22 protein-coding genes are annotated in these 22834 nt (G+C 68.9%); 10 read left to right on the forward strand and 12 right to left on the reverse strand.

Features of this window, described 5'->3' with window-relative positions:
• Positions 1 to 112: 112 nt before the first annotated feature.
• The 4 genes from fliQ to cckA all read left to right on the forward strand — a co-directional run bounded on the left by fliQ (position 113) and on the right by cckA (position 4367).
• On the forward strand, positions 113 to 376 hold the full coding sequence (gene fliQ, locus BSP_RS00585) for a flagellar biosynthesis protein FliQ (RefSeq protein ID WP_054764003.1): 264 nt from the start codon (positions 113 to 115) through the stop codon (positions 374 to 376).
• Positions 377 to 406: 30 nt separating this feature from the next.
• Entirely contained in the window at positions 407 to 1189 is a 783-nt protein-coding gene (fliR, locus tag BSP_RS00590) for a flagellar biosynthetic protein FliR (protein WP_152948941.1), read from the forward strand.
• Positions 1182 to 2258 carry a flagellar biosynthesis protein FlhB gene (gene flhB / locus BSP_RS00595; protein WP_054764005.1) on the forward strand — a complete coding sequence of 359 codons (1077 nt, stop codon included), beginning with the start codon at positions 1182 to 1184 and terminating at the stop codon, positions 2256 to 2258. Before fliR ends, flhB begins: the two co-directional genes overlap by 8 nt.
• Before the next feature lie 63 nt (positions 2259 to 2321).
• Positions 2322 to 4367 (forward strand): cell cycle histidine kinase CckA, encoded by a 2046-nt coding sequence (gene cckA, locus BSP_RS00600; RefSeq protein WP_152948942.1) that lies wholly within the window; start codon positions 2322 to 2324, stop codon positions 4365 to 4367.
• A gap of 35 nt (positions 4368 to 4402) precedes the next feature.
• Here cckA and BSP_RS00605 read toward each other — a convergent pair whose 3' ends face one another.
• The 3 genes from BSP_RS00605 to chpT all read right to left on the reverse strand — a co-directional run bounded on the left by BSP_RS00605 (position 4403) and on the right by chpT (position 6365).
• Positions 4403 to 5218: a protein-glutamate O-methyltransferase CheR gene (locus tag BSP_RS00605; protein ID WP_054764007.1), complete on the reverse strand. Its 816-nt coding sequence runs from the start codon at positions 5216 to 5218 to the stop codon at positions 4403 to 4405.
• Positions 5215 to 5592, reverse strand: coding sequence for a response regulator (locus BSP_RS00610; RefSeq protein ID WP_054764008.1), 378 nt, complete (start codon positions 5590 to 5592; stop codon positions 5215 to 5217). Before BSP_RS00610 ends, BSP_RS00605 begins: the two co-directional genes overlap by 4 nt.
• Positions 5593 to 5687: 95 nt before the next feature.
• On the reverse strand, positions 5688 to 6365 hold the full coding sequence (gene chpT, locus BSP_RS00615) for a histidine phosphotransferase ChpT (protein WP_152948943.1): 678 nt from the start codon (positions 6363 to 6365) through the stop codon (positions 5688 to 5690).
• 108 nt (positions 6366 to 6473) lie between these two features.
• Between chpT and cysQ the strand changes: the two genes are divergently transcribed.
• Positions 6474 to 7316 carry a 3'(2'),5'-bisphosphate nucleotidase CysQ gene (gene cysQ, locus BSP_RS00620; protein ID WP_152948944.1) on the forward strand — a complete coding sequence of 281 codons (843 nt, stop codon included), beginning with the start codon at positions 6474 to 6476 and terminating at the stop codon, positions 7314 to 7316.
• Between the two features lie 4 nt (positions 7317 to 7320).
• On the opposite strand, the gene BSP_RS00625 is transcribed toward cysQ, so the two are convergent.
• Both BSP_RS00625 and BSP_RS00630 read right to left on the reverse strand, forming a co-directional pair.
• A complete protein-coding gene (locus BSP_RS00625; RefSeq protein WP_152948945.1) occupies positions 7321 to 8544 on the reverse strand; it encodes a hypothetical protein in 1224 nt (407 codons plus the stop codon).
• 116 nt (positions 8545 to 8660) lie between these two features.
• Positions 8661 to 8999, reverse strand: coding sequence for a hypothetical protein (locus BSP_RS00630; protein WP_054764012.1), 339 nt, complete (start codon positions 8997 to 8999; stop codon positions 8661 to 8663).
• Between the two features lie 212 nt (positions 9000 to 9211).
• Between BSP_RS00630 and BSP_RS00635 the strand changes: the two genes are divergently transcribed.
• Positions 9212 to 10492, forward strand: coding sequence for a polyhydroxyalkanoate depolymerase (locus tag BSP_RS00635; RefSeq protein ID WP_152948946.1), 1281 nt, complete (start codon positions 9212 to 9214; stop codon positions 10490 to 10492).
• Complete coding sequence (locus BSP_RS00640) at positions 10458 to 11186, forward strand: M48 family metallopeptidase (RefSeq protein ID WP_152948947.1); 729 nt, start codon at positions 10458 to 10460, stop codon at positions 11184 to 11186. The genes BSP_RS00635 and BSP_RS00640 overlap by 35 nt, the downstream gene beginning before the upstream one ends.
• 188 nt (positions 11187 to 11374) lie before the next feature.
• Here BSP_RS00640 and BSP_RS00645 read toward each other — a convergent pair whose 3' ends face one another.
• The 3 genes from BSP_RS00645 to BSP_RS00655 all read right to left on the reverse strand — a co-directional run bounded on the left by BSP_RS00645 (position 11375) and on the right by BSP_RS00655 (position 15166).
• Positions 11375 to 13468, reverse strand: a complete 2094-nt coding sequence (locus tag BSP_RS00645; RefSeq protein ID WP_152948948.1) for a transglycosylase domain-containing protein — start codon at positions 13466 to 13468, stop codon at positions 11375 to 11377.
• Positions 13469 to 13574: 106 nt separating this feature from the next.
• The gene (locus BSP_RS00650; RefSeq protein ID WP_152948949.1) at positions 13575 to 14198 is read right to left on the reverse strand and encodes a class I SAM-dependent methyltransferase; all 624 of its coding nucleotides are present in this window, start codon (positions 14196 to 14198) and stop codon (positions 13575 to 13577) included.
• Positions 14195 to 15166 carry an alpha/beta fold hydrolase gene (locus BSP_RS00655; RefSeq protein ID WP_054764015.1) on the reverse strand — a complete coding sequence of 324 codons (972 nt, stop codon included), beginning with the start codon at positions 15164 to 15166 and terminating at the stop codon, positions 14195 to 14197. The genes BSP_RS00650 and BSP_RS00655 overlap by 4 nt, the downstream gene beginning before the upstream one ends.
• Positions 15167 to 15275: 109 nt before the next feature.
• On the opposite strand from BSP_RS00655, the gene BSP_RS00660 reads away from it, so the two are divergent.
• On the forward strand, positions 15276 to 16406 hold the full coding sequence (locus tag BSP_RS00660) for an aromatic ring-hydroxylating dioxygenase subunit alpha (RefSeq protein ID WP_054764016.1): 1131 nt from the start codon (positions 15276 to 15278) through the stop codon (positions 16404 to 16406).
• 167 nt (positions 16407 to 16573) lie between these two features.
• Here BSP_RS00660 and BSP_RS00665 read toward each other — a convergent pair whose 3' ends face one another.
• Positions 16574 to 17590, reverse strand: a complete 1017-nt coding sequence (locus tag BSP_RS00665; protein ID WP_152948950.1) for an adenosine kinase — start codon at positions 17588 to 17590, stop codon at positions 16574 to 16576.
• Positions 17591 to 17682: 92 nt separating this feature from the next.
• Between BSP_RS00665 and BSP_RS00670 the strand changes: the two genes are divergently transcribed.
• Entirely contained in the window at positions 17683 to 18549 is an 867-nt protein-coding gene (locus BSP_RS00670) for a RimK family alpha-L-glutamate ligase (protein WP_152948951.1), read from the forward strand.
• Here BSP_RS00670 and BSP_RS00675 read toward each other — a convergent pair.
• Positions 18546 to 20024 carry a PAS domain-containing methyl-accepting chemotaxis protein gene (locus tag BSP_RS00675; RefSeq protein ID WP_152948952.1) on the reverse strand — a complete coding sequence of 493 codons (1479 nt, stop codon included), beginning with the start codon at positions 20022 to 20024 and terminating at the stop codon, positions 18546 to 18548. The two genes, BSP_RS00670 and BSP_RS00675, sit on opposite strands and share 4 nt — an antisense overlap.
• A 155-nt stretch (positions 20025 to 20179) precedes the next feature.
• On the opposite strand from BSP_RS00675, the gene BSP_RS00680 reads away from it, so the two are divergent.
• Positions 20180 to 20659: a MarR family winged helix-turn-helix transcriptional regulator gene (locus tag BSP_RS00680; RefSeq protein WP_054764020.1), complete on the forward strand. Its 480-nt coding sequence runs from the start codon at positions 20180 to 20182 to the stop codon at positions 20657 to 20659.
• A gap of 6 nt (positions 20660 to 20665) precedes the next feature.
• Here BSP_RS00680 and nth read toward each other — a convergent pair whose 3' ends face one another.
• Positions 20666 to 21424 (reverse strand): endonuclease III, encoded by a 759-nt coding sequence (gene nth, locus BSP_RS00685; protein ID WP_152948953.1) that lies wholly within the window; start codon positions 21422 to 21424, stop codon positions 20666 to 20668.
• Positions 21421 to 22737 (reverse strand): NAD(P)/FAD-dependent oxidoreductase, encoded by a 1317-nt coding sequence (locus BSP_RS00690; protein WP_152948954.1) that lies wholly within the window; start codon positions 22735 to 22737, stop codon positions 21421 to 21423. The genes nth and BSP_RS00690 overlap by 4 nt, the downstream gene beginning before the upstream one ends.
• Positions 22738 to 22834 lie beyond the last annotated feature (97 nt).

The raw sequence follows: 22834 nt of genomic DNA on the forward strand, positions 1-22834 counted from the left end.
CCATGATAGAACAGACAAGAGAGGCTGGGGTTCAGGAGATCCGCCACCGTTATCTCCCCGTTAACCATCCTCCCGGCATTTTCTGCCCAGTGTGTTTTGGGAGTCTCGGCCGATGAACGGCGCGGAAGTTCTGGATGTGGGGCGTGACGCCATCTGGCTGACGATCCAGCTGTGCCTGCCGGTGCTGATCGTGGGCCTGGTGGTGGGCGTGGTGATCGGTCTGTTTCAGGCCCTGACGCAGATTCAGGAACAGACCCTGATCTATGCGCCCAAGATCATCGCCATCTTCGTCTCCCTGCTGCTGTTCCTGCCGCTGATGGGCGCCCTGTTGGGCGGCTTCATGCGCCAGATCGCCGCCCGCATCGCGGGCATGTAGGGTGGGCGGGTCCGAGACGCGGGGCGTCTGATGGACGGCTGGGCCACCGCCGACCAAGTCTGGGCCGGCGGGCTGATCTTCGCCCGGATCGGGGCGATCCTGATGGTCATGCCCGGCTTCGGCGAGGCCTATGTGCCGCCGCGCATCCGCCTGTCCCTGGCCCTGCTGATCAGCCTGGTGCTGTGGCCCGTGGTGCGGGCGGGCCTGCCCGGCCTGCCCGACGGCCTGGGCGGCATGGTGGGCTGGATCATCCGCGAGGTGACGACCGGCCTGATGATCGGCCTGTTGCTGCGCCTGTTGATGACGGCCCTGACCACGGCAGGCGAGATCGTCTCCTTGCAGACCACCCTCAGCTTCGCCCAGACGGCCAATCCGCTGCAGGCCCAGCCGGGATCGACCATCGCCTCGTTTCTGATGCTGTTCGGGGTGACGCTGATCTTCGCCACCGACACCCACCATCTGTTCATCGCCGGCATGGTCGGCTCCTACAAGCTGATCGCCCCGGCCCAGCCGCTGATGATGAACGACTTCACCGCCATGGCGGTGCGGACCGTGGGGGACAGCTTCCTGTTGGGGGTGCAGCTGTCGGCGCCGGTTCTGGTCTTCGCCCTGATCTTCAACCTGGCCTCGGGCCTGGTGGCGCGGGTCATGCCGTCGTTCCAGGTCTATTTCGCCGCCGCGCCCCTGAGCGTGATCCTGGGTCTTTCGATCTTCGCCCTCAGCCTGGGGGCGCTGGGGACCGTCTTCATCGACCGCTATCGACGCCTGGGCGAGCTGTTCGCGGCCGGGGTGATGGGAGGCGCCGGTGGCTGAAGGCGCCGATCCCGAGTCGAAAACCGAAGAGGCGACACCCCGAAAACTTGAGGAGGCCCGCAAGAAGGGCGACGTCGCCAAGTCCCAGGACGTGGGTCAGGTGCTGGCGCTCGCCGGGGCGGCCTCGGTGATCCTGGGGGCCGGGGGCTGGTTCGCCGGGTCCATGGCCGAACAGCTCCTGCCCTTCATCGCCGCCCCGCACCAGATGCTGGGCATGCTGGATTCCGGAGCGGGGACGCAAGTGTTGGCCCGCGCCCTGTGGGCCATGACCCCGTTTCTGGGGGCGGTCATGCTGGCCACCATCATCGGCGGGGCGGGCGGGCATCTGGCCCAGTCCGGCCTGATCTTCACCGGCGAGAAGCTGAAGCCGCAGTGGTCGGCGGTGAACCCCCTGTCGGGGTTCAAACGCATCTTCGGGCCTGACGGCCTGATGCAGTTCGTCAAGACCCTGATCAAGCTGATCGCCGTGTGCGTGGTGTGCTGGATGGTGCTGAAGCCCCACACGCGCGAGTTCGAGAACCTCGTGACGGTGAGCCCCCTGGCCCTGTTGCCCCTGGCGCGGGACATGGCCCTGGCCCTGTTCGTGGCGGCCATCATCCTGCTGGGAGCCACCGCCGGCGCCGACTTCATCTGGCAGAAGATGCGCTTCGCCAAGCGGATGCGGATGACCAAGGAAGAGCTGAAGGAAGACTATAAGCAGACCGAGGGCGACCCGCACGTCAAGGCCAAGCTGAAGCAGATCCGCATGCAGCGCAGCCGCCAGCGGATGATGGCCAATGTGCCCAAGGCCACGGTGATCGTGACCAACCCGACCCACTATTCGGTGGCCCTGCGCTATGAGCCGGACCAGGGGGACGGGGCGCCGGTCTGCGTCGCCAAGGGGGTGGACGCCCTGGCCCTGCGCATCCGCGAGGTGGCCAAGGAACACGACGTGCCCATCGTCGAGAACGTGCCTCTGGCGCGCGCGCTCTACGCCACCGTCGAGGTGGACGAGGTGATCCCCAAGGAGCATTTCGAGGCCGCCGCCAAGATCATCGGCTTCGTCTTCCAATCGCGAAAACGCCGGTAACGCCGCCGTAAGGCTTGCCGCCCGATTTCAGCGTATGATCAGCCTACTGATTCGCGAGGCCGCATGACGCCCAACCGCCGTCTTTCGTTCGACCTGCTCTCGGCCGTGATGGCTTTCGGGGCGGTGGCGACGGTCGCCGCCCTGGCCTATCCGGCCTTTCGGGCCAATCCGACCTCGGCGCCGGGCCTGATCCTGATCGTCACCGTGGGGCTGATCGCCCTGATCGCCCTGTTCGGTTTCCGCCGGGCCGAGACGGTCCAGCCGTCCAGCGACGTGGCGGTTGAACTGCTGGACGCCATGGCCGAGCCGGCCGCCCTGGTGTGGGAGACGGGCCAGGTCCTGGCCTTCAACGGCGCCTGGGCCGAGGCCAACGGCGCCACCACCGCCCTGCCCCGCGGCAAGTCGGCCCAGGCCCTCTATATGGCCTTCGCCCAGGCGCGGCGGGGCGAGCCGGGCCACGCCATCGTCCAGATCGGGGCGCGCGAGTTCGAGGTGGTGATCGGCCGGGCCGGCCCCGACCGGTTCCTGATGCGGGCCGCGCCCGAGGCGGTCCTGCCGCTGGCCGCCGTTCCGGCCCAGGCCCAGGGGACGAACGGCGAGGCCCGCGCCATGGCCGCCGGCGCCCCGTTCGGCTCGGCCGTCGTCGCGGGTTCGGACCTGTTCGCCGGCCGGGCGGAAGAGGCCAATGCGGCCCTGGCGATCCTGACCGGACCCAACGCCGCGCGCGACGCCGCCTTCGGCCATCTGTTCGATCCGACGGGCGTGGTCGAGGCGCGGGCCAAGCTGGCGGCCGGGTCGTCCGGCCCGATCGAACTGGTGGCGCGGGCCTATCCCGACAAGATGCTGCATCTGTATGTGGCGCCCGAGGGCGAGCGCCAACGCATCTGGCTGTTCGACGTCTCGGCCCAGAAGTCGATGGAGCTGCAGCTCAGCCAGGCCCAGAAGATGCAGGCCGTGGGCCAGCTGGCGGGCGGGGTGGCGCACGACTTCAACAATCTGCTGACGGCCATCCAGCTGCAGCTGTCGGGCCTGCTGGAACGGCACCCGGTCGGCGATCCCTCCTATGAGGGGCTGAACGAGATCCGCCAGACGGCCATCCGGGCGGCGGACCTGGTGAGGAAGCTGCTGGCCTTTTCGCGCAAGTCGACGGTGCGGCGCGAACGGCTGGACCTGGGCGAGCTGGTGGGCGAGTTCGCCATACTGCTGCGCCGGCTGCTGCGCGAGGACGTGCGGCTGGAGACCGACTACGGTCGGGACCTGCCGATCGTTCTGGCCGACAAGAGCCAGCTGGAGACGGCGGTGATGAACCTGGCGGTCAACGCCCGCGACGCCATGCGCGGCGTGGTCGAACCCGGCGACGCCGTCGTGACCATCACCACCCGCCGCCTGACCGCCCAGCAGGCGCGCGAAATGGGCTGGGCCGCCGCCCCGACCGACGAGGTGGCCCTGATCGAGGTGTCCGACACCGGCCCCGGCGTGCCGCCCGAACTGGTGGACAAGATCTTCGAGCCCTTCTTCACCACCAAGGCGGTGAACGAGGGCACCGGCATGGGCCTGGCCACCGTCTACGGCATCGCCCAGCAGGCCGGGGGCCATATTTCGGTCAGCAATATCGAAGGCCCGCACGGCATGAGCATGGGCGCGGCCTTCCGCATCTTCCTGCCCGCCGCGGGCGAGGCGGAACTGGCCGAGGTCCAGCCGGTCGAGGTCAAGGTCAAGGCGCCGCGCGACCTGTCGGGCGCCGGCCGCATCCTGTTCGTCGAGGACGAGGATGCGGTGCGCGGCATCGCCGCCCGCCTGTTGCGCCAGCGCGGCTATGAGGTCATCGAGGCCGCCGACGGCGAGGAGGCCCTGATGCTGGCCGAGGAGCACGCCGGACAGATCGACATGATGATCTCGGACGTCATCATGCCCGGCCTGGACGGCCCGTCCCTGCTGAAGAAGGCGCGCAAATATCTGGGCGACGCCCCGGTCATGTTCATCTCGGGCTATGCCGAGAGCGATTTTTCGGACCTGTTGCAGGACGAGGCGGGGGTCTCCTTCCTGCCCAAGCCGCTGGACATCAAGACCCTGGCGGAGCGGGTCAAGCAGGAGCTGCACGCGGGCTGAGCCTTATCGGCTCGGAATCAGTTCAGGCGATCCGATCAGGCGGCGCGGCGGACGGCGGCGGGGGTCTTCACATAGAGACCCTGACGGCCGCTGACGGGGCGGAAGGCGACCGTCTCGCCTTCCAGCCGCTCATCCAGGCCCAGGAACAGACAGCCGTCGTCGACCAGGCGGCGCTCCAGCCCGTCCAGCAGCCGGGCGCGGCGCGACGGCTCCATATGGGTCAGGACGTTGCGGCAGAAGATGACGTCGAACCGCATCTCGTCCGTCGGCTCGTCCAGCAGATTGGCCCGGCCGAACCGGACGATCTCCGCCAGTTCGGGACGCACCCGCCAGTTCTCCTCGTCCGGTTCGAACCAGCGCAGCATGGCCCGCGCGTTCAGGCCGCGCTGAATCTCGAAACCGGTGTAGAGGCCCGCGCGGGCCTTATCGATCGCACGCTGCGACAGGTCGGTGGCGACGATCTCGGCCGCAGCGCCGGACGCCTTGGCCGCCATGGCGATGGACCAGGCCTCCTGCCCGGTGGAGCAGCCCGCCGACCAGAGGCTGACCCGCCCGCCGGGCCGCGCCTTGGCCAGGGCAGGCAGAAGCTCCTGTTCCAGGACGTCGAAGGGGGCGCGGTCGCGGCGGAACCAGGTTTCGGGGTTCAGCAGGGACTCGATCACCGCCCAGCCGAGGGAGGCGACCGGATGGGCCCACAGATTGGCCAGCAGGGCCTCGACATTGGCGTAGCCTTCGCGCCGCGCGATCGGCCCCAGACGATGCTCGGCCAAATTCATGCGATCCCGCGTCAGCCTGTAGCCGGCGCGGGTGGCCAAGAGTCCCTGGAGCTTGTCGAAGTCCTCGGGAGTCATGCCGCGATCGCGCCGACCTCCGTCAGCTTGGATTGAAGGATCTCGCCGTCGAACGGCTTCATCACATAGTCATCGGCGCCGGCCGCAAGAGCCTCCGCGATGCGTTCGGGCCGGGTTTCGATGGTGCAGAACAGCACCTTGGGCCGTCCGCCCTCGGGCAGGGCGCGCAGACGCCGCAGAAAGGTCAGCCCGTCCATCACCGGCATGTTCCAATCGACCAGGATCATGTCGGGCGTGACGCCGGTGCAGTAGGACAGGGCCTCGGCCCCGTCCGCCGCCTCATCCACCTCATAGCCGAAGCCTTCGACGATCCGACGCGCCACCTTGCGGATGATGCGGCTGTCGTCGACGATCAGGCAGGTTTTGAAGTTCAAGGCGGGCTCCCAGGCGGAGACGATCGGCCGATGTGCGTCGCTTAATATGGCAGATCGCCAGTTAACGAGTCGTTGGGAAACGCCTGTCGGGCGACCTAAAGGGGCATCCGTGCGACCAGGGCGATCCGCTCTTCCTGCACCGCCACTCGCAGGGTTCCGCCCGCCCCCTTGACCGTCAGCCACAGCCAATAGGGCTGAATCCATTGGCCTGGCAGACCCTCGGTCAGGCGCCGGCCGGTCAGGCCGACGACGGCCTCGGGCTTCAGCCGGGCCCGCGCGCCCTCGGCGAATCCTTCAAGAAAGAGGGCGCCGTGCGCGACCCGCGACTGGATCACCGCATTGCCGCCCAGGGGCAGAGCCCCGACCGTCAGATAGGCGAGGTTGGTCAGAGCCCGCGCCTGGGGCTTGGAGAACTCCTGCGCCTCGATTCGCCAGTCCAGAGAGGCGCGACCGCCCGCCGTCATGCCGACCACCAGATCGCGCAGCTCGCGCGCGGTGAACCGCTCGCTGCTGGTCGCCGCGCCGAAGGCCACCCGCGCGAAATGGACCAGGGCCACCATCTTGTTGGCGCTCTGTTCGATCAGGGCCAAGGCGTCGTCGCGCATGTCCTGGGCCGAAGGGTCCTTCATCAGGTCCAGGCCCGAGACGATCGCGCCCGAGGGGCTGATGAAGTCGTGGCACAGTTTGGCGGCCACATAGGTCGCCAGCTCCGTCCCCTCGAACGGCAGGTCCAGGGCGGGCGGGGCGTCGTTTTCGGCGTCGGTCGGGATCATTGAGCCTGCATACTCTCGTCGGCGTTCAGGTCACAGTCAGGAGGCGCAAGAGAAGCTGACGTGATTTGCCGGTTCATGGAACCGGCTCAATGGTCTATCGAGCCCGCAATGACGACCTCCCCCTCCCCCGCGACACCCGACAAGACCCTTTCGCGCGATCTGGCCTCCGGCGCCCTGGCCCTGGCGATCGCCGAGATCGCCGAAGACGCCGCCCGCCTGATCCTGCCCTATTGGCGCAGCGACACAGCCGTCGAGACCAAGTCCGACGACAGCCCCGTGACCCAGGCCGACCGCGCCGCCGAGGCCCTGATCCTGGAACGGCTGGCCGCCCTCTATCCCGGCGTCCAGACGGTGGCGGAAGAGGCCGTCGCCGAAAGCGGCGCCCCGGCCCAAGCCGAGGACTGGTTCTGGCTGATCGATCCGCTGGACGGCACCAAGGGGTTCGTGCGCGGTGGCGAAGCCTTCACCGTCAACATCGCCCTGATCCACGCCGGCCGTCCGGTGGCGGGTGTAGTGACGGCGCCCGCGACGGCGACCACCTGGCGCACCGGCCCCCCCGGCCAGGGCGCCTTCCGTCGCCAGTTCGGCGAACAGCAGGAGGGCGAGGCCCATTCCGGCGCCGAATGGCGGCCGATCAAGGTGCGCGACCGGCCGGCCGAGGGGATGGCCCTGTTGAGCCACAGCGTCACCGACGAGGAGGCCGCGCGTTTGGCCGCCCGGCACGGCTGCACCCGCTGGCAGGGCACGGACTCCTCCCTGAAGTTCTGCCTGATCGCCGAGGGCCGGTTCGACGCCTATCCGCGCTCGGGTCCGACCTCGGAGTGGGATACGGCGGCGGGTCAGGCCGTGCTGGAGGCCGCAGGAGGGCGCGTGCTGGCCGACGACGGCCAGCCTCTGTCCTACGGCAAGCCCCGCTTCCTGAACGGCCCCTTCGTGGCCATGGGCGGCTGAGGCTTCAAAGGCCCGACTGCAACAGCAGCAGGCCCGCGCGTTCGGCCAGGGCGGGGACGCCCATTTCGCGGGCCGTCAGGACGGCCTCGTTCAGGATCAGGTTCAGGCGGCGCGGTTCTGGGCCGCCAAGGCGCCGACGCGCCAGGGCCACACCGGCCAGGCTGATCTGGTCGGCCGCCCAATCGAGCGGGGCGGCGGCGGCCAGACGACGGCGCAGCCGATCCTCCAGCACGTCCAGGCCGGCGCGGTCTTCCATGGCTTCGACCAGGGCGATCTCGCGCGCCAGCCGGCGCTCGCGGACCAGGGCGCCGATGATCAGCCCCTGGCCCTGGGTCAGGACTTCGGCCTGGTTCAGCACCATCAGCGGCAGGGCGTCGCCGCCGGAGCGCAGAACCTGGATCGCCGCCCAGTCCAGCGGGCTGTGATCGGGGGTGAACTGGTCGGCGGCGGCTTCAAACATGGAGCGGCCCTGGTCCTGGGCCTCGGCATGGTCGGCCAGGGCCGCCAGGGCGGACAGGCCGGCGCCGCACATGGCCAGGGCGCGGGCCCGGGTCAGGGGACGGTGATCAGGCGAGGCGCCCTCGACCAATATGCCCAGGTCGCGCCCGGCGTGGTCCAGCAGGCGGGGGTCGCGCTGAATCACCCCGGCCTCGAGCGCGAAGGCGGCCTGATCCAGACGAAGGTCCATATCCTCGCCGGACAGGTCGTGCTGGGCTGCATCCATCAGGGCGGCGGCGTCCATCAGCGCCTTCGCATCGCCGGACAGGCGGGCCTTGCGCGCCTTCAACCGGGCGTGGGTCGCCGCCAGGTCGGCGGCCGTCTTGGATCGGCGCGGACGCCCCGCCCCCGCCACAAGGGCCAGGGCGCGGTCCAGATGAGCCGGATCGCCGCACAGGTCGAAGCGCAGCATCAACCCTTGCGCCTTGGCGCCGGCGGCGCGGGCGGCCTGGTCGTCGCCCTGGGCGTTTCGGACCAGGCTGTCGGCGCAACGGTCGGCGCGGGTCAGGCTGTCGGCCGCCCCGCTGCGGCGGGCGTGCTCGCGCCACAGGGCGGCGGCGCGGACTTCGGTGTCGAAGGGGCGGGCGCAGGAGACGCGGCCGGCGTCGGTGGCCTCGCGCCGGGCCTCGGCGGCCAGGAGATCGACTCCGATCAGTTCGACCCAGCCCAGATCCTCGCTCTCACGAGCCTGGGCGAAGAGTTTGCGAAGATCACGACCGAACTCGAACATAGGATTGAACGCCTTAAAATCCCGGATCGGGACGAAAGACGTCCCTTGCCGTCGGTCTCCTGCAAACGCAGCGCCGCCACGAACGTTCAGCCGCGCCCCAAGCCGACATTTCGGCCTCAGTTCAGGTTCGGCGTCTTGCGCCGACACCGCTGCAGGGCGGCGCGGGCGGCGGGGGCGTCGGCGCTGAGCTGGCGCACCGCCTCGATACGGGCGCGGGTCTGATCCGCCTCGGCCGCGCGGGCGGGCTTGCCGGCCGCCGTCGCCGCCTGCATGGCCGCCAGCGACCAGAAAAGGGCCGCGTCATAGAGGCTGCGGCCCTCGGCGCTTTCTCCGCCCTCCAGCTCGGACGCCGCCTGGGTCAGGCCGGCGCAACGCACCGATTCCTCATAGGAGACCAGACCCGCAGCGGGCGCCTGTTGCAGCATCAGGCCGGCGATGGTCAGCGAGACCCACATCGAATGCTCCAAGACCTTTCCGATAGACGGTTCCGAAGGGACGGCCCCGAACGTCGGCCCTATCAGATCATGTTCATGCGGCGGCGAGAAGGTCGAACTGCGCCCCATTTACACCCCTTTGCGATTAACTGACGCGAAGGGCGAAACCCTGTATGCTGCCGTGCAGCAAGAGGCCCGCCGACGCCGGTCGCGGCGCGGCCCAACGGATGGTCATGCTCTACGCCCTTCATGAACTCGCCTATCAGTCGGCCCTGCCCTGGCGCTTCGGCGCCCAGATGGCGCGCCGGTTCTGGAGCTCGCCGTTGAATCCGGCGGCGGACACGGCCCTGGCCCGCACCGCCTACGCCTCGGCCGAACTGTTCGAGAGCGTCACCCGCCGCTACGGCAAGCCCGACTGGCGGCTGGAGACCATTGAGATCGGCGGCAAGCCGGTCCGCACGGTCGAACAGGTCATCTGGCAGAGCCCCTGGTGCCGTCTGGTCCGCTTCGCCCGCAACATCGGCGATCTGAAGCGCGCCAAAAAACCCGCGTCCGGCCCCGCCGTCCTGATCGTCGCCCCCCTGTCCGGCCATTACGCCACCCTGCTGCGCGGCACGGTCGAGGCCTTCCTTCAGGACCACGACGTCTATGTGACCGACTGGATCAACGCCCGCCAGGTTCCGGTGCTGGAGGGGCGGTTCGACTTCTTCGACTATATCGACCATGTCCGGCGGATGCTGGCCGAGATCGGCGGCCGGCCCCACGTCGTCGGGGTCTGCCAGCCCGGCCCGCCCGTCATGGCGGCCTGTGCGATCATGGCCGAGGACGGCGACGAGAACCGCCCCGCCTCGATGACCTTCATGGGTTCGCCCATCGACGCCCGCCTGTCGCCGACCGTGACCAACCAGCTGGCGGAGGAGAAGCCCTTCACCTGGTTCAAGTCGAACATGATCCACACCGTGCCCCTGCCCTATCCGGGGTTCGGACGGCGGGTCTATCCGGGCTTCGTCCAGCTCTACAGCTTCATGTCGATGAACCAGGAGCGTCACCGCGACGCCCACTGGGACTATTTCACCAGCCTGATCGCCGGCGACGGCGACGGGGTGGAGAAGCACGAGGAATTCTACGACGAATATCTGTCGGTCCTGGACCTGACCGAGGAGTTCTACCTCCAGACCATCGACATCGTCTTCCAGCAGCATCTGCTGGCGCGCGGCCTCTTGGAGCATCGCGGCCGCAGGGTCGATCTGAGCAAGATCGCCGACATCGGCCTGATGACGGTCGAGGGGGAGAAGGACGACATTTCCGGCGTCGGCCAGACCCAGGCGGCGCACGGCCTGTGCCCGAACATCCCCGAGGATCAGAGGGTGCTGTACGTCCAGCCCGGCGTGGGCCATTACGGGGTCTTCAACGGTCGTCGTTTCCGCGAGGAGATCTATCCCCGCGTTCGCGACTTCATCGCCCGGAACGAGGCCCGACTTGGCGTATCGCAACGGTCAGCGGCTGCCGCTTGACGAAGACCGGCCCGAACCCGGTTCGGGTCCGACGCTGAGACTGTCGGTCAATCCGCGCGCGCGGCGGCTGTCGGTGCGGATCGACGCCCGGGCCGGCGAGGCGGTGGTGATCGCCCCGACCGAGCGCGGCCTGGTCCAGGCCGTGGCCTTCGCCCGTTCGAAAAGCGTCTGGATCGCCGAACGCCTGGCCGTGCGCCCCCGGAGCCGGCCGTTGCAGCCGGGCCAGGTCATCGCCCTGCGCGGCCGGCCCGTGCGGCTGGAGGCGACGCCCGGCGCCGGCGCGGCGCGGCTGGTCGAGGAGGGAACCGTCATCCGCTCGGGCGGCGAGGGCGAGGCCTATGCCCGCCGGGTCGAGAATCTGCTGAAGCGCGAGGCGCGCGCCACCCTGGTCGAACGCACCGAACACCATCTGCGGACCCTGGGTCAGACGCCGGTCCAGGTGTCGATCGCCGACACCCGCTCGCGCTGGGGCTCGTGCAGCCCGCACAACCGCACCATCCGCTATTCCTGGCGGGTGATCATGGCCCCGCCCCCGGTCATCGACTACCTCGCCGCCCACGAGGTCGCCCACCTGGTCCACGCCGACCACAGCCCGGCCTATTGGTCGGTGGTCGAGCGGCTGGTGGGGGATCACCGGCCCTGGCGCAAATGGCTGAAGGACCATGGCGCGGCGCTTCATGCGGTGGGGCGGTAGGCGGCGTCCCAGACCCTCTCCCGCTTGCGGGAGAGGTGGCCCGACGTTCGCGCAGCGAACCAGGGTCGGAGAGGGGAGTCTTCTTCCAAGAGGCTAGACTTCCCCCATCGTCAGCCGTCTCGCTGTGCTCGACGAGCTGACACTTCCCCCGCAAGCGGGGGAAGGTCTGTGGGGGCTTCCCCGAAGGATCAGAAGAACAGCGGATCGCTGCGTTTTTCGGCCGGTTGGCGGCCTTCCGGCTGCTGGTCTGGCGGATCGCGCGGCGCCGGCTGGGCCTTGGGCCGGTCCAGCGGCTGTTTCGGGTCCGACGGCGCGGCGGCCTCCGGCGGTTCGGCATAGGGGTCGCCTTCGGCCGCCGGGTCGGTCGGCTGGATCGGCAGACCGTCCTCGCCAATGCCCGACATCAGGTCGCCGATCGGGTCCGGCGCGACCCAGCCCTCGGGCATGGCGGGGCCGTCGGGGATGCGGGGCGCATTCAGGCGCGGCAGGGCCGCCTCCATGAAGCCCTTCCAGATGGCGGCGGGCGAGGAGCCGCCGGTCACGCCGCGCATGGCGGTGTTGTCGTCCTTGCCCACCCAGACGGCGGTGACGAAGCCGCCGGTGTAGCCGACGAACCAGGCGTCCTTATAGTCGGAGGTGGTGCCGGTCTTGCCCGCCAGGTCGCGCCCGGCGATGGCCGCGCTGCGCCCGGTGCCCGAGGTCATGACCCCGCGCAGCATCTGGTTCATGTAATAGAGGGGCGGATTGTTGATGGCCTGACCGCTCTGGCCGCTTGCGCGCTGATAGATGACGCGGCCCTGGGGCGTGCGGATGCGGCTGATGCCGTAGGCCTCGACCCGGCGGCCGCCGTTGGCGAAGGCGTCATAGGCGGTGGCCATCTCCAGCGGCGAGACCTCGACGGCGCCCAGAGCCATGGCCGGCTCCAGACCGATCCGGCTTTCGATGCCCAGGCGCCGCGCGGCGCGGGCGACGCTGTCGCGGCCGATCTGGTCGGCGACGGAGGCCGCCACAGTATTGATCGATTGGGCCACCGCCTGAGACAGGGGCATGGGGCCGGCGAAGGTGTTGGAATAGTTCTTCGGCGACCAGTTGCCGATGGTGACCGGCTGATCGACCACCGGGGTCTGGGGCGTATAGCCGGCCTCGACCGCCGCCAGATAGACGAAGGGTTTGAAGGCCGAACCCGCCTGACGACGCGCCTCGACGGCGCGGTTGAACTGGCTGTCGGCATAGGAGCCGCCGCCGATCATGGCCCGCACCCGGCCGTCGCCGTCCAGGGCCACCAGGGCCGCCTGCTGCACCCCCTTGCCCTCGTCGCGGTCCAGAATGCGGCGCACAGAGCGTTCGGCCGCCGTCTGCAGGGTCAGGTCCAGGGTGGTTTCGACCACCAGATCCTCGGTCGGTTCGCCGACCAGACCCCGGATCGACTGGTCCAGCCAGTCGATGAAATACTGGGCGTGCTGGGTGGCCAGGGTGCGCGACACGATGATGGGCTGGGTCACGGCCTGTTCGCGCTGGGCGGCGGTGATGACCCCGGCCTCCTCCATCTCGTTCAGCACGACGGTGGCGCGGTTGGCGGCCCGCTCGCTCTCTGACACCGGCGAATAGCGCGAGGGCGCCTTCAGCAGGCCGGCCAGAAGCGCGGCCTCGCCGACCGTCAGATCCTTGGCCGACTTGTCGAAATAGCGTTGCGACGCCGCCTCGATCCCATAGGCGCCGGCGCCGAAATAGACCCGGTTCAGATAGAGGGCCAGGATCTCCTTCTTGGAGAATTTCATCTCCAGCCAGACCGCCAGCATCAGTTCCTGCACCTTGCGGCGCAGGTTCTGGTCCGGCGTCAGGAACAGGTTCTTGGCCAGCTGCTGGGTCAGGGTGGAGCCGCCCTGGACCACCCGGCCGGCGCGCATATTGGTGGCCATGGCCCGCATCATGCCGATGGGGTCGAAGCCGGGGTGGTGATAGAAGCGCCGGTCCTCGATGGCGATGAAGGCGGCCGGCACATAGTCGGGCAGGGCGTCCAGATCCGCAGGCGGCGCCATCTGGGTGCCGCGCGTCGCGATCAGGGCGCCGTTGCGGTCCAGATAGGTGATCGAGGGCTGACGATCGACATTATACAGGGTCGAGGTGTCGGGCAGGCCGCGCGCAAACACCGCGAAGAAGACCACCAGGAAGATCAGCCCCCAGACCGCCAGCACGGCGCCCCAGTAGAGCGCCTTCTGCAACGGCGTGCGGGCCGGCTTGTCGCCCCCCTGCTGTCCGCCCCCGAACCCTGGACCCGCCATGACTTTCCTTCAGATGCCGCACTCAGGCGGATTAGCTAATACCGACGTGTACCGCGTATGAACCGCCGCCGAAACGGCTCCGCTCACTTCACGCCAGCGTGAGCGGCTATTTCGCCGAAAGAATGGCGCGGCGAGCCAGCCAGACGCCGGTCTCGGCCCCGTCGCCCTCCACCGACAGCCCGGCCCCCACCAGCAGGGCGCGATAGGCGGCGGGGTCCAGACTGCCGTGATACAGGGGTTCGCCGCGCCATTCGCCGATGGTCTCGCCATGGGCGGGACCGCTGGTGAACATCAGCCGCCCGCCGGGCCCCACCTGGTTCGCCAGGCCGGGCAGGACGCGCATCTGAGCCTCGGGCGTCAGGTGAAACAGGCTGTGCCAGGCCAGGACGCCGTCGAACATCCCGTCAGGCGGCGGATTCCGCATGTCGGCGATCTCCCAGACGCCGGCCGGCAGGGTCTCGCGCGCATGGGCGATCAGAGCCGGCGAGGAATCCCGCCCCACGACCCTGAACCCCCGCGCCAGCAGGGCCGCGCCCATCGGCCAGCCCGAGCCGCATCCGACGTCGAGAAGGCGGGCGTTCGACGGCAGGTCGGCGACGAACCGGTCCAGCCATTCGGGCTCGTTCGGACCGTTCGGTCCCGTATAGAGGGACGGGCCGCGGTCGGCGATCCAGCCCTCGGCGCCGTCCTGATAGAGACCGACCACTCGGTCCGCCGCCGGATGGCTCATCGCGCCAGGAAGGCGTCCAGTTCGCCGTAGAAGGCCTGGGGCTGGTCGAACATGATGAAGTGGGCGCTGTCGTCGATCCGCTTCAGGGTCACGCCCGGCAGGCCGGCGTAAGACATCTGGTAGACGGCGTCGGTGATCTGGGGCGTCATGCGCGGGTCGTTGAACTTGACGTACAGCACCTCGGTCGGGGCGGTGATCTTCGCCAGTTCGGGCCGCAGATCGGTCGCCACCAGTTCGCGGAAGGCGGCGGCCGAGACCTTCTGATCGCTGGTCCGCATGTCTTCCAGCGCCTCTTCGCGGCGGCTTTCGGTATTGATCATGCCGTTGATGGAGGCGGTCGCCTGGGCGACATAGGCCTCGCGCGGGCTGTTCGCCTGGGCGGCCCAGATTTGGTCCGCCACTGGTTTGACGCTGTCGGCCGTGGTTCCGGGCGGGCCGAACATGGCGCCCATGAAGGGGATCATGTCGACCACCATCAGACGGCCGACGCTGTCGGGATGGCGCGCGGCCAGCATCAGGCCGATGGTTCCGCCCATCGAATGGCCGACGACGGCGGGCTTGGGCAGATTGTTCTCGCGGATATAGCGGGCGATTTCGTCGGCGACCGGTGCGGCGACGGGGGTCGGGGCGCCCCCGGTCTGGGCGTTGCCTTCGGCCGGGGCGCCGGCGAAGCCCTGGACATGGATGCGGTGAACGCGCCAGCCGACCCCGTCCTGGGCCGTCAGATGATCCACCGTCCCCTGCCAGATTTCCGGCGAAGAGCTGAGGCCGGGGATCAGGATGATGTCGCGCCCGTCCATGTCGCCGTCGATGCGGACGTGGATGCGGTCGGAGGCGAAGTCCGCATGGTGGTGACCGTGCGCCGAGCCGTGCTCGGAATGGGTCCCGTGCCTGTTCTGGGCCTCGGCCTGGGCCTGAACCGTGGTGGCGGCGAAGAGGGCCGCAGCGAAACTCAAGGCGCGAAACATGGCGAAACTCCCCTGTGAAGCCACCCTTATGACGTCTTCACTTTGTATTGTAAAGTTCTCTGAGGACTTCGTGAGGACAGACCCCGCGTCCCTCTGTTATGAGGCGCGCATGAAGCCCGCAGACGCCGCTCCCGTCCAGCCCCCTCAAGCCGAAGCCGCCCCGTCCAAGAGCGGCGCCCAGCCGTTCGGCAAGGGATTCGTCGCCGACGCCTGGTATTTCGTCGCCCTGTCGCGCGACGTCGCCCCGGCCGGGCTGAAACGCTATGAGATCATGAGCGAACCCGTCCTGATCGGCCGCACCCGCGCGGGGGCCGTCTATGGGATGCGCGACATCTGCCCCCACCGCGCCGCCCCCCTGTCGGCCGGGAAGCTGGTGGAGAAGCCCGGCGAGGGCGAGACGATCGAATGCCCCTATCACGGCTGGCGCTTCCGGCCCGACGGGGTCTGCGCCGCCATTCCGTCCCTGGTCGAGGATCAGGCGTTCGAGGCGAACCGCATCAAGGTGCGGTCCTATCCGGTGCGCGAGAGCCAGGGCATGGTCTTCGTCTGGATGGCCTCGGACGCCCGCAATCCGTCAGAACCGGACCATGAGCCCCCCGTCTTCCCCGGCGTCGTCGGATCCGGCCCGAAACTGGTCGAATGGATGGAGTTCGACAGCCATATCGACCATGCCGTCGTCGGCCTGATGGACCCGGCCCACGGCCCCTATGTCCACCAGCAATGGTGGTGGCGGTCCGAACATTCGATGCACGAAAAGGCCAAGGCCTTCGCACCCGTAGACTTCGGCTGGGCCATGGTGCGCCATGCCCCCTCGTCCAACAGCCGCCTCTACAAGATCCTGGGCGGCGCCCCGGCGACCGAGATCACCTTCCGCCTGCCCGGCTATCGCTGGGAGCATATCCAGGTGGGCGAGAAACAGGTCCTGGCCCTGACCTGCCTGACCCCGATCAGCGACACCAAGACCCGCATCACCCAGATCTTCTGGTCCGACCACTGGGTCTTCGACCTGGCCAAGCCCTTCCTGCGCCTGGGGGTGGTCGCCTTCCTGAAACAGGACGGCGGCATGGTGAACCTGCAGAACGAGGGCCTGCGCTACGACCCCGCCCTGATCTGGATCGACGACGCCGACAAACAGGCCAAATGGTACCAGCAGCTCAAGCGCGAATGGACCAGGAGCCGCGCCGAAGGGCGGCCGTTCGTCAATCCGATCCAGCCCACGACCCTGAGGTGGAAGAGCTGACACAAACGACCCTCTCCCGCTTGCGGGAGAGGTGGCCCGGCGTCCGCGCAGCGGACCAGGGTCGGAGAGGGAAGTCTTGCTTAAAGCAAGAGGACTTCCCCCATCGTCAGCCGTCTCGCTGCGCTCGACGAGCTGACACTTCCCCCGCGAGCGGGGGAAGGTCCGGATTACACCCTCAGCCCATGCTCCCCGGCCAGGTCCGCCAGTTTCACCATCGGGCGCGGGCCCCAGTGGGCGATGACTTCGGACGCGGCCAGGGAGCCCAGTTTCCCGGCCTCCTCCAGCGACAGACCGCGCGCCAGACCCAAGAGAAAGCCGGCGGCGTACTGGTCGCCGGCGCCCGTGGTGTCGATCACCTTGGCGACCGGATAGGCGGCGACCGCGACGCGCTCCTCGCCCTTGATCACGACCGAGCCGTGTTCGCCGCGCGTCACGGCGGCGACCTCGACGAGGGCGGCCAGTTTCGCCGCAGCGGCGTCGAAATCATCGGTTTCGAACAGGGCGCCCAGTTCGGCCTCATTGGCCAGGACGATGTCGGCCGACTGTTCGATAAAGCTCAGCAGTTCGGCGCGCCAGCGGGCCACGACGAAGGTGTCCGACAGGGTGATGGCCACCTTGCGGCCGGCCTTGTGCGCGGCGGCGGCGGCGCGTTCGAAGGCGGCGCGCGCCGGGGCCGGGTCGAACAGATAGCCTTCCAGATAGACGATCTGGCTGGCGCCGATCAGGGCCTCGTCGATGTCGTCGGCGAACAGCTGATTGGCGGCGCCCAGGAAGGTCGCCATGGTCCGCGCCCCATCGGGCAGGACGTTGATCAGGCAGCGGCCGGTGCCGAAACCCTGGTCGGCCCCGCCGGTCAGGACCGGGGTGTCGAAATGGACGCCGGCGGCGCGGATGTCGTGGGTGAAGACCTGACCCAGGACGTCGTCGGCCACCTTGCCGATATAGGCCGCCCGGCCGCCGAAGGAGCCGACGCCCGCCACGGTGTTGCCGGCCGATCCGCCAGAGGCCTCGACGCCGGGCGCCATGGCGTCATACAGGGCGGCGCTGCGTTCAGCGTCGACCAGCTGCATCGAGTTGGGGGCCAGGTCCTGGGCCGTCAGAAAGGCGGCGTCGCAGGGGCTGAGCACGTCGACGATGGCGTTGCCGACGGCGCAGACGTCATATTGGGCGGTGTTCTGGGTCATGGGCGCGCCTTAGCGGTTGAAGACCGGCACGTCACCCGAAAACCTATAAGGAAGCCCTTATATGTATCGGCCGGTTGCGATAGGCAGGGCGCATGACCCGGATCGCCGTCCTGACCCCCGACCCCGCCGACAAATCCTACATCGGCCGCTGGCCCGAGGTGTTGGCGCGTCTGAAGGCCACGCTGGAGACGACCGGCGCAGAGATCACGCCCACGCCCTGGACCGACCATGTCGAGGACGCCTCGGGGCTGGAGGGCCATGACCTGATCCTGCCGGTCATCGCCTGGGGCTATCACCGCGACCACGCCCGCTGGCTGAAGGCCTGCGCGACCTGGGCGACGGCCGGCCTGCCGATCGCCAATGCGGCCTCGGTCCTGGGTTGGAATTCGGACAAGACCTATCTGGCCCGGTTGGCGGACAAGGGCGTGCCCATTCCCCCGACCCGCTGGAGCGAGGCGATCACCCAGGACCAGGTGGACGCCGCCTTCGCCGAAACCGGCGCCCCGACCCTCATCATAAAGCCGACGGTGTCCGCTGGCGCCTTCCGCACCCTGCGCCTGACGCCGGGACAGCCCCTGACCGAGGCGCCGGAAGGTCCGGCCATGATCCAGCCCTATCTGAAGTCGATCGAGACCGAGGGAGAGACCTCCCTGCTCTTCTTCGGCGGCCGGTTCAGCCATGCAGTCAACAAGCGGCCGGTCCCCGGAGACTTCCGCATCCAGATCCAGTTCGGCGGCCTCTACACGACCGTGACGCCCGACGCGGCGGCCTTCGCCCTGGCCGAACAGGTGCTGGCGGCGGTTGAGGAGCCGCTGCTCTACGCCCGCATCGACCTGGCGCGCGACGACGCCGGCGCCTGGGTGCTGATGGAGGCCGAGCTGATCGAGCCCGACTTCTATCTGGACCATGACCCGGCGAACGGCTCAGGCTTCGCCGAAGCGGTTCGAAACCGCCTTTAGAAGGCTTGCCACTCGCCTGCCGCAGCGACCAGACGCGGGCGAGGGCGCAGGGTTTCGGCGGCGAAGGCTTCGATCCGGGCCTGGGCTTGGCGGATCGGCGCGGGAGCCGCCTCGCCTTGCCCCTCGGACAGTCGGAACCGGCCGACCAGTTCGGCCAGATCGGTCGCCTCGCGGTCGAGGCTCAGGCTGGCGGCCGTCGATTCCTCGACCATCGCAGCATTTTGCTGAGTGACCTGGTCCATATCGTTGACGGCGTTGTTGACCTCGGCCAGGGCCACGGCCTGTTCCTGGGTCGAGGCGCGGATTTCGGCCATCAGGCGCGTGACGTCATGGATGCGGATGGCGATGCCCGAAAGAGCCTCGCCTGATTCCCGCACCAGTTTGACGCCGGACTCGACCTGAGCGCTGGAGGTGGAAATCAAGGCCTTGATCTCGCGGGCCGAGTCGGCGGACCGCTGAGCCAGGGCGCGGACCTCGGAGGCCACCACCGCAAAGCCGCGACCGGCCTCGCCCGCCCGCGCCGCCTCGACCCCGGCATTGAGCGCCAGAAGATTGGTCTGGAAGGCGATCTCGTCGATGACGCCGATGATCTGGCCGATCTGGGCGGAGGAGGCCTCGATCTGCTCCATGGCGGAGACGGCGCGCTGAACCACGGCGCCGCCGGTCTCGGCCTGGGTGCGGGTCTGGCCCACGACCGTGTCGGCGGACTGGGCGTTCTCGGCGGTCCGACGCACGGTGGCGGTGATCTGGTCCAGGGCGGCGGCGGTCTCTTCCAGTCCGGCGGCCTGACGCTCGGTGCGGCGCGAGAGATCCTCCGCCGCGCTGCTGATCTCATTGGCGCCGGACTGCATGGAGCCGGCGTTGACACGAATGACCGCCACCGCCTGATCCAGGGCGGCGATCGCCCGGTTGAAGTCTTCGCGCAGAACCGCGTATTCGCCGGGGAAGGCGTCGGTGATCCTGTAGGACAGGTCGCCGGCCGCCAGGGCGGACAGGGCGCGCCCGGTCGATTGGACCACCGAGGCCTGGACCTCGGCGGCGAGACGGTCCGCCTCAAGACGCCGCTCGCGCTCGGCCTCGACGGCTGTGATGTCGGTGGCGAACTTGACCACCTTGCACGGCTTTCCGTCGACGTCGAAGATCGGATTGTAGCTGGCCTCGATGACCACGCGCGCGCCGTTCTTGGCGTAGCGGACGAACTTGTCGGCGATGAATTCGCCCGCATTCAGCCGGCGCCACAGGTCGGCATAGGCGGGCGTATTGGCGTCTTGCGGATCGACGAAGATGCGGTGGTGGGCGCCCTGCACCTCATCCAGGCGGTAGCCCATCACGGATAAGAAGTTCTCGTTCGCCTCCAGGATCGTCCCGTCCAGGGCGAATTCGATGACCGCCTGCGACCGCTTCAGCGCCGCGACCATGCCGGTCAGTTCCTGAAGCTCTTGTTGCTGGCGACGCTTCTGCGCTGTGCCGAACATTCCACACTCCTGTGTCTTCGTCGGAGGGTTATCGGCGAGATTGCCTAATGATTGATTATATCAAATTTGATATTTTTGATTTTTTCAGGTTTTGTGCTTAACAACCTGTGTTTGGGTGCGAACTCGCGCCCCCGCGGCGGCTCGAGGAGGGCGAAATGGCGAAGGCGCAGATTGGTTCCGACGGGTTCCGCGATCTGGAGATCGACGCCCAGCTGTGCCTGGCGCTTCAGACCGGAGCCAGTCTGGTGACGCGCATCTATCGACGTCTGCTCGACCCCCTGGGTCTGACCCACCCCCAATATCTGATCCTGCTGGCCCTGTGGGAGAGCGGGCGTCCCCTGACCATGGGCGAGATTGGTCGGCGCACGCACATGGAGACCGGCGCCCTGACGCCTCAGGTCAAGCGGATGGAGGCGTCCGGCCTTCTGACCCGGCGACGCGACGCCGAGGACGAGCGTCGGGTCTGGGTCGAGCCCACCGAAGCGGGCTGGTCCCTGCGTGAGAAGGTGCTGGGCGTGCGTTGCCAGGTGGTGGAGCGCCTCCCCTTGTCCGGCGCCCAGATCGCCGAACTGCGCGCCATCCTGCAGACGATGAATGCGGATATGGAAGCCGCAGAGGCGGCGAACGCCGCCTGAAGCCCCTCAGGGCGCCGCCTCGCCCAGAGCCGCCAGCCCCGCCCGCGACGGACACAGGTCGGCGATGACGCAGGCCAGGCATTTGGGCCGGCGCGCCGTGCAGGTGTAGCGGCCGTGCAGGATCAGCCAGTGGTGGGCCTTGGGCAGCCACGGCTCCGGCACGACCTGGAACAGCTGGGCCTCCACCTTGTCCGGCGTATTGGCGTTGGCCAGCCCCAGCCGGTGCGAGACGCGGAAGACATGGGTGTCGACGGCGATGGCGGCCTCGATCCCCAGTTCGTTCAGCACCACCGAGGCGGTCTTTCGCCCCACGCCCGGCAGGGCCTGGAGATCGGTTCGGTTCAGCGGAACCTCGCCGCCATGTTTCTCCAGCACGATCCGGCTTAGGGCGATGACGTTCCGCGCCTTGCCGCGATAGAGGCCGATGGAGGCGATGTAGGGAACCAGTCCCTCCTCCCCGAGAGCCAGCATCTTTTCCGGCGTGTCCGCGACCTGGAACAGCCGGTCGGTGGCCTTGTTGACCGCGACGTCCGTGGTCTGGGCCGACAGGGCGACGGCGACGACCAGGGTGAAGGGGTTGGAGAAGTTCAGCTCGGTCTTCGGCTCGGGCATGACGCCGGACAGCCGTTCGAAGATGGTCTCGACCCGGTCCTCGTCAGGCGGCCAGCGCAGCACGGGAACCGAGGCGCCGGTCATAACCGCCGGGCGTTTCGGGCCGGGCTTAAGCGGCTTGGCGGCTGTTTTTCTGGCCTTGGTCGGCGTCATGACTCGCTGTCGCCGTCGTCGCGGCGCGGGTCAAGACCCAGGGTCGCCAACCCTTGGGCTTTCAGGGCCGCGTCCGCCGCCCGCTCGCCCTCCATCCAGGCGCCGTGGGCCGTGCCGTAATAGACCGGCGCCGTCGCCTCGCCCGCCAGGAAGATCCGGTCCTCGACCGCGATCCGCAGCTTCGCCCGGTCCCCCGCATGGCCCGGCAGGGCATGGGAATAGGCGCCGCGCGACCAAGGATCGACGCCCCAGTTCGACACCGCCGCAGCCTCCAGCCGCCGCCTCATGTTGGACCCCAGGGCCGCAACCAGTTCGGACACGGCGAAGTCGACCAGGGCGGCGGGCCCCTGCGCCTCCAGCCCCCAGGCCAGGTCGGCGCCGAAATAGGCTTCTATCATCGGCCGTCCGAACGGTCGCAGATGATAGCCGCCGGTCTCGGCCGTGTCGGTCCGCGTCCACAGCTGGGTGTCGGGCTGGAAGTCGCCCGCACCCCGCACCGTCATATGCACCTTGGACGCCAGGCCCAGGGGCACGCCCGCCGTCGCCTCCAGCCAGGCGGGAACCGGCGGATCGATCCGCACAGCCTCGCTGGCGATCAGGCTGTTGGGGACCGTCAGGATCACGGCCCGCGCCGTCAGCTCGCCCCGGCTGGTCTCCAGCCGCAAAAGGGGGCCGGAGCGGTCGATGCGCCGAACGGCGCAGTCGCGCACCACGGCGTCCGACACGGCCTCGCCCAGACGGGCGACCAGCCGGCCATACCCCTCGCGCACTCGCCAGTTCACCCCGGTGTCGCCATAGGCGTCGTAGTCCAGGCTGGACACCTCGGCGAACCGCGCCCCGTTCAGGGCGCCCGAGATGGCGTCCATCCGGGCGTTCCAACGGCAGTCGGGGTCGAAGAAGTCGGAGGCGGGCCGGTCTTCACCCCGCGCCGCCGCTTCGCTTACGCGCTGATCGAAGGCCGCGAAGGCCTCGCCGAACTCGGCCAGGTCGGCGCGCGTAATCTCGTGATCGAAGGCCTGGGTCCGCCACGGCGGCGGGGTCCGGTCCAGGGTCAGGCCCTCGGCCTCCACCCGCCGGGCCAGGACATTGTCGTCGGCCGAGTGCAGCCAGCCGCAGCCCATGTCCAGGCCCTCGCCTTCGACCTGGGCCGTCCAGGCGCGCCCGCCGATCCGGTCGCGCGCCTCCAGCACCAGAACCGACAGGCCGGGCCGCACCAGCCGCCGCGCGGCGGCGATCCCCGCCGCCCCTGCCCCGACGACCGCCACATCGACTTCGGACGGCAGGGGATTCGAAGCTCGGGCGCGGTCGGTCATGAGGCGAGGACATACACGAAAACCAGGCGTGATCGGGCTTCTGGCGATTGGAGATTGGAGATTGGAGATTGGAGATTGATTTTTGGACGGCGACGTC

This window comes from Brevundimonas sp. Bb-A, from assembly GCF_009394735.1.
In the GTDB taxonomy this organism is placed as follows: Bacteria; Pseudomonadota; Alphaproteobacteria; order Caulobacterales; family Caulobacteraceae; genus Brevundimonas; species Brevundimonas aurantiaca.